7 protein-coding genes are annotated in these 4,836 nt (G+C 63.1%); 5 read left to right on the top strand and 2 right to left on the bottom strand.

Annotated features, from left to right (window positions below; genetic code table 11):
• The 5 genes from EN969_RS17130 to rnhA form a co-directional block, all read left to right on the top strand.
• Nucleotides 1-157 (top strand): DUF983 domain-containing protein (locus EN969_RS17130; RefSeq protein WP_127419261.1); only part of this gene is annotated, 157 nt, incomplete at its 5' end.
• A complete protein-coding gene (locus EN969_RS17125) occupies nt 154-909 on the top strand; it encodes an SURF1 family protein (protein ID WP_063167682.1) in 756 nt (251 codons plus the stop codon). The genes EN969_RS17130 and EN969_RS17125, both read left to right, overlap by 4 nt.
• An 88-nt stretch (nt 910-997) precedes the next feature.
• Entirely contained in the window at nt 998-2,008 is a 1,011-nt protein-coding gene (ispH, locus tag EN969_RS17120; protein WP_063167683.1) for a 4-hydroxy-3-methylbut-2-enyl diphosphate reductase, read from the top strand.
• 5 nt (nt 2,009-2,013) lie between these two features.
• The gene (locus EN969_RS17115; RefSeq protein WP_063167684.1) at nt 2,014-2,976 is read left to right on the top strand and encodes a homoserine kinase; all 963 of its coding nucleotides are present in this window, start codon (nt 2,014-2,016) and stop codon (nt 2,974-2,976) included.
• A 4-nt stretch (nt 2,977-2,980) separates the two neighbouring features.
• The gene (gene rnhA / locus EN969_RS17110; protein WP_027164143.1) at nt 2,981-3,499 is read left to right on the top strand and encodes a ribonuclease HI; all 519 of its coding nucleotides are present in this window, start codon (nt 2,981-2,983) and stop codon (nt 3,497-3,499) included.
• A gap of 133 nt (nt 3,500-3,632) precedes the next feature.
• Here the strand turns inward: rnhA and EN969_RS17100 are convergent, their stop codons facing one another.
• Nucleotides 3,633-4,109, bottom strand: a complete 477-nt coding sequence (locus EN969_RS17100) for a DUF2938 domain-containing protein (RefSeq protein ID WP_013532768.1) — start codon at nt 4,107-4,109, stop codon at nt 3,633-3,635.
• Between the two features lie 72 nt (nt 4,110-4,181).
• Nucleotides 4,182-4,664: a peroxiredoxin gene (locus tag EN969_RS17095; protein ID WP_027164142.1), complete on the bottom strand. Its 483-nt coding sequence runs from the start codon at nt 4,662-4,664 to the stop codon at nt 4,182-4,184.
• Nucleotides 4,665-4,836: the final 172 nt, after the last annotated feature.

Below are 4,836 nucleotides of genomic sequence, written 5' to 3'. Positions count from 1 at the left end.
AGTCACGCTTAGCCCGCCGCTCTGGCTGCATCTGCTGGTCTGGATTCCGCTGGCTGTCGTGCTGTGCCTGGCGGCGCTGAGGCTGATCAAAGGCGTGCTGCTGACGCTGCAATACCGCAACAAGGCGGCCGAAGGCCGGTTGGATCGCGGCGAATGAGCGAGGCAACCGTTAAAGCCGATGGCCGATCGCGGCCTAGGACGGCATTGCTGCTCGGCCTTGGCCTTGTGCTGTTCCTGATCCTGCTGGCGCTCGGCACCTGGCAGGTGCAGCGCCTTTATTGGAAGGAAGGCCTTCTGCAGACCATCGACCAGCGCACTCATTCAGCGCCGCGGCCGCTGGCCGAGGTCGAGAAAGAATTCGCAGCCACCGGGGACGTCGATTATACGCCCGTCGCCGTCACCGGGACGTTCCTGCATCAAGGCGAACGGCATTTTTACGCGACCTGGGAGGGTGATGCCGGCTTCAATGTCTACACGCCGCTGGCGCTCGACGACGGCCGCTTCGTCCTGATCAATCGCGGCTTCGTGCCTTACGATCTGAAGGACGCCGCCAAGCGCGCCAAGGGACAGGTGACCGGCAGAGTGACGGTCACGGGGCTCGCTCGCAACCCCCTGCCAGCAAAGCCGTCGATGATGCTGCCCGACAACGATGTGGCGAAGAACATCTTCTACTGGAAGGACCGCGACGTCATGGCGGCGAGCGCGGGCCTGCCGGCTGGGTTCACGCTGGTGCCGATCTTCATCGACGCAGACAAGACGCCAAATCCAGGCGGATTGCCGGTTGGCGGCGTCACCATCATCGACCTGCCGAACAGCCATCTGCAATATGCCGTCACCTGGTACGGGCTTGCCGCCACGCTCGCCGCCGTGCTCATCCTGCGGCTTCGCCGCCCCGCGAAAGAGGAATGAATGCGAGCGACGCCCCCTTTCTACCGATGCCCTTGACAGGGCAGGGGTGCGCACCTCATTTCGGCTTTGATCAACCGGCCCGGATTTAATGCTTCAGACAACCACCAAACCACCTCTGACGATCCGGCTCTGCCAGCCGCGCGGTTTTTGCGCCGGTGTCGACCGTGCCATCCAGATCGTCGTGCTGGCGCTGAAGAAATATGGCGCGCCGGTCTACGTCCGCCATGAAATCGTGCACAACCGCTACGTCGTCGAGGGGCTGCAAAGCCTTGGCGCCGTCTTCATCGAGGAACTCTCCGAGATCCCGGCCGAACATCGGCAGTCGCCCGTCGTGTTCTCGGCGCATGGCGTGCCGAAATCGGTGCCGGCGGATGCGAAGGCGCGCAATCTCTTCTATCTCGATGCCACCTGCCCGCTGGTGTCGAAGGTCCACAAGCAGGCGATGCGCCATCAGCGGCTCGGCCGTCATGTGCTGTTGATTGGTCACGCCGGACATCCCGAGGTGATCGGCACCATGGGCCAGCTCCCGGACGGAGCGGTGACCCTGATCGAAACCGAAGCCGATGCCGCAAAGCTCTCGCCCACCGATCCGCAGGCGCTAGGCTTCGTTACCCAGACCACATTGTCGGTCGAGGACACCGCCGGCATCATCCGCGCCTTGCAGGATCGCTTTCCGGCGCTGCAGGCGCCAGCGGCGGAATCGATCTGCTATGCCACCACCAACCGCCAGGAAGCCGTCAAGGACACCGCGCCGGGCGCCGATCTCTATCTGATCGTCGGCGCGCCGAATTCCTCCAATTCGCGACGACTTGTCGAAGTGGCGGAGCGTGCAGGCGCCACCATGTCGCTTCTCGTGCAGCGCGCCGCCGAGATTCCGTGGAATGACATCGGCAACATTTCGACGCTCGGCCTGTCGGCCGGCGCGTCGGCGCCCGAAATCATCGTCGACGAGATCATCGACGCGTTCCGGCAGCGCTTCGATGTCACGATCGATCTGGCCATCACGGCCACGGAAACGGAGGATTTTCCGGTCATGCGGGTACTGCGCGATGTCGAACTGACGCGGGCCGACATGGCCTTCGTCAATGGAGCCGCGTAAGGCACATGGCGGTCTACACTGACGTCGCGGAAGGCGAACTCGGCGCATTCCTGAAGCACTATCCGGTCGGCGATCTCCTGTCCTACAAGGGCATCGCCGAAGGCACCGAGAACTCGAACTTCCTGCTGCACACCTCGAGCGGCTCCTACATCCTGACGCTCTATGAGAAGCGCGTCGAGAAGGCGGATCTGCCGTTTTTCCTTGGGCTGATGGGCCATCTCGCCTACAAGGGCGTGTCCTGCCCGCTGCCGGTGACCGCCCATGACGGCAGCGTCATCGGCACGCTCGCCGGCCGGCCGGCGGTCATCATCACCTTCCTGGAAGGGCTTTCGTTGCGGCGGCCCACAGCCACGCATTGTGCCGAGGTCGGCAAGGCGTTGGCGCAATTGCATCTGGCCGGCGCCGATTTTTCGATGACACGTCCGAATGCCCTGGCCATCGACGGCTGGCGCAAGCTCTGGGACGCAGCGCGCGACCGGGCCGACGAGGTCGAGCCGGGCCTGGCGGCCGAGGTTGATGCCGACTTTGCCGATTTTGAGCGCAACTGGCCCAAAGACCTGCCGCAAGGCATCATTCATGCCGATCTTTTCCCGGACAACGTTTTCTTCCTCGGCGAAAAGCTCTCCGGCCTGATCGACTTCTATTTCGCCTGCGACGACCTCTATGCCTACGATGTCGCCACCTGCCTCAACGCCTGGTGCTTCGAGAAGGATTTTTCCTTCAACCTGACCAAGGGCAAGGCGCTGCTCGCCGGCTACAAGAGCGTCCGGCCCCTGAGCGACCAGGAAAAGGCTGCGCTGCCGATGCTGGCGCGCGGTTCGGCGTTGCGCTTCATGCTGACCCGGCTATACGACTGGCTGACCGTCCCCGATGGCGGGCTGGTGATGAAACGCGATCCGACCGAATACATCAGAAGGATGCGGTTCCACCGGGCGATCAAATCTCCTTCGGAATATGGATTGGCCTGATATCATGAGCAAACAGGTTGAGATCTTCACCGACGGCGCTTGTTCGGGCAATCCCGGCCCTGGCGGCTGGGGCGCGATCCTGCGCTTCAACGGCACCACCAAGGAGCTTTCCGGCGGTGAGGCCGAGACGACCAACAACCGGATGGAACTGTTGGCCGCTATCTCGGCGCTGAACGCGCTGAAGGAACCGTGCACGGTCGAGCTTCACACCGACAGCAAATACGTCATGGACGGCATTTCCAAGTGGATCCACGGCTGGAAGAAGAACGGCTGGAAGACCGCCGACAAGAAGCCTGTCAAGAACGGTGAACTCTGGCAGGCGCTCGACGAGGCCAACAAGCGCCACAAGGTCACCTGGAACTGGGTCAAGGGCCATGACGGCCATGTCGAGAACGAGCGCGCCGACGAACTCGCGCGCGAAGGCATGGCGCCGTTCAAGAAAGGCCCGTTCAAGCCTGCAGCAGCGCCAAAGCCTGCTGCGCCGGCAATCGCGAAGGTGCGGCGCTCGACCCAGAGCTATTGAATTTCAGGAGCGGCGCGGCTCGGGTACGAAGAAGCAGATCAGCCAGCGGGCGGCGGCAACTACTACGATATCGGCGCGCATTCCGTTGTCTACGGCTGGCAGCCGATCGACAGGCCGACACAGCCGTAAGCGCTTATCGTATCAGCAGCGCCGTGCCCCAAAGCCCAAGTGCGAACACCGTATGCGACACCAGGTTCAGCGCCCGGATCCGCATCGGGTTGGGCCGCTTCGAGGCGGCCCAGCCGGCGCCCATGCCGGGTGCCAGCAGGAACCAGCCGGCGCCGACGGTGACAATGCCGAGGATGAAGGCCGGCAGAAATGTCGGCGCGGCAAGCCAGCCCGCTCCGGCCAGCACCACCAGGATGATGCCGTAGATGATGCCGACAAAATAGTGAAAGGCCCAACCCAGCGCCTTTTCATGCGCGTATGGTGCTGTATCGCCGATATCGTCGTGAAAGACCTTGTCACGGAGATGCCAGACCCAGCGGCCGACCGGCCCCCAGTTCGGCCGTGGCTGGCCGAACGCCTTGTGCAGGAAGATGGCCCAGAGATCCATCAGCACGGTGGCGCCGACGCCGATCGCGATAGCGCGCCAGAAGATGTCAAACATCGCTAGGATCCCCCCAAAGCAAGCCATGAACCACAAGCGCCATCGCCGTTGCGGCCGAAGGCGCACTGAAGTTCAGAGCTGTCCCAGAATATGGGCCGCGCCGGACTCGTCGACACCGGGCTTGGTCTCGACATTGAGCGCGGTGACCTTGCCGTCGTCGACGATCATCGAAAATCGTTTCGAACGCAGCCCCATGCCGCTGGCGGAAAGGTCATTGTCGAGGCCCACTGCCTTGGCGAAATCGCCACTGCCGTCGGCCAGGAACAGGATCTTGCCCTCGCCGCCGGTGAAGCGCGCCCAGGCGCCCATGACATGGACGTCATTGACCGAGACGACGGCGATGGTGTCGACGCCGCGCGCCAGGATGGCGTCATGGTTCTCGAGATAGCCGGGCAAGTGGTTGTTGCTGCAGGTCGGCGTGAAGGCGCCGGGAACTCCAAACAGAACGACCTTTTTGCCCGGGAATATCTCGGCCCCGGTGATCGGCTTGGCGCCGTCGTCGGTCATCGTCTTGAAGGTCACGTCAGGCAGCTTGTCGCCAACGGAAATGGTCATGGATTCCTCGCTTGGGAAATGGGGAAGGACGTGTCTTTGCGTAGCGAACCCAACGGCTTCCTGCAACCGTTGCGATGGGCTGGATCAAGGGAAAGGCAGAACCCCTTCGACAGCGCCCGCCGCACTCGTCAGCGTATAGTGAAGCCCGCCATCAGTCGGCGTCGTCGAGGGG

It is taken from the genome of Mesorhizobium sp. M7A.F.Ca.CA.003.01.2.1, assembly GCF_003998945.1.
Classification (GTDB): Bacteria; Pseudomonadota; Alphaproteobacteria; order Rhizobiales; family Rhizobiaceae; genus Mesorhizobium; species Mesorhizobium ciceri.
This window is presented reverse-complemented; position numbering and strand designations above follow the sequence as displayed.

Excerpts from the sequence above, each read along its gene's own strand:
- EN969_RS17095 (WP_027164142.1), bottom strand. The coding sequence starts at position 4,664 with ATGACCATTTCCGTTGGCGACAAGCTGCCTGACGTGACCTTCAAGACG.
- EN969_RS17115 (WP_063167684.1), top strand. The coding sequence starts at position 2,014 with ATGGCGGTCTACACTGACGTCGCGGAAGGCGAACTCGGCGCATTCCTG.
- ispH (WP_063167683.1), top strand. The coding sequence starts at position 998 with ATGCTTCAGACAACCACCAAACCACCTCTGACGATCCGGCTCTGCCAG.
- rnhA (WP_027164143.1), top strand. The coding sequence starts at position 2,981 with ATGAGCAAACAGGTTGAGATCTTCACCGACGGCGCTTGTTCGGGCAAT.
- EN969_RS17125 (WP_063167682.1), top strand. The coding sequence starts at position 154 with ATGAGCGAGGCAACCGTTAAAGCCGATGGCCGATCGCGGCCTAGGACG.
- EN969_RS17100 (WP_013532768.1), bottom strand. The coding sequence starts at position 4,109 with ATGTTTGACATCTTCTGGCGCGCTATCGCGATCGGCGTCGGCGCCACC.